This is a genomic window from Pedobacter sp. B4-66, assembly GCF_018492665.1.
Classification (GTDB): Bacteria; Bacteroidota; Bacteroidia; order Sphingobacteriales; family Sphingobacteriaceae; genus Pedobacter.
In genome coordinates this window covers 1-681 of record NZ_JAFVME010000022.1, presented here as the reverse complement: position 1 = coordinate 681, position 681 = coordinate 1, and the positions used below count along the sequence as shown (strand labels likewise).

The 681-nt window shown below is 35.8% G+C and carries 1 protein-coding gene and 1 pseudogene; both read right to left on the bottom strand.

Features of this window, described 5'->3' with window-relative positions; all coding sequences use genetic code 11:
• A partial coding sequence (locus tag J1905_RS23305; protein WP_214229596.1) for a hypothetical protein occupies positions 1-199 on the bottom strand: 199 nt, incomplete at its 3' end.
• A gap of 158 nt (positions 200-357) precedes the next feature.
• Positions 358-681: pseudogene (locus tag J1905_RS23300) on the bottom strand (thioredoxin family protein); the annotation flags it as partial.

Genomic DNA, 681 nt, shown 5'->3' with positions numbered 1-681 from the left:
TGGAGGAGGGGCAAACGGGGCTGCCGCTACCGAGGGGGCTTCCACTACCCCCGCCCAATACATTTTTCAACTGACTTCTTGTTAAGACTTCTCCCTTCTGAAAGGCCAGATCTTTTAAGTTTAATTTTTTCATTTTTTGTATAAGATTTAGTGATTTAAATTTTGTAACCCCATCACGCCAGGTTACTTCAAGCGACATGTTTTTATAACATTCATGTTTGTTATTGGGACTATTCTGTTGCAACCGACAGCCCCTTTCTGTACAAAGAACTAATGTGATTTAATATTAATAAGTTCCCTGTTTTATTGAAATGAAATCTTGACGCTTAATTTAGGCATAAGCTCTTTAATTAAGCATTATTTTTGGGATAACGAGTTAAGCTTAGACTTTAGTTCCTCAACAGAGGATTCATCCGGTCTTGGAGCATATAAGGTTTTTACATGATGGTTTTTATCCAGTAATAGGTATCTGGGAATTTCTTGTAAATTAAGTAATTTATTAAAACCGGAAGTGCTGGCGTGGTCAAAAATAAACTGGTTTTCTTCAATATTGTCCATGATACTTGCATTCTTCCATGCGGTGGCATCTTTATCTGTAGAAAAATAGAGATATACAAAATCTTCATCTTTCAATATCTTTTTAGCTGTTTTTGAATTTGCAATATCCTTTCTGCAAGGTGC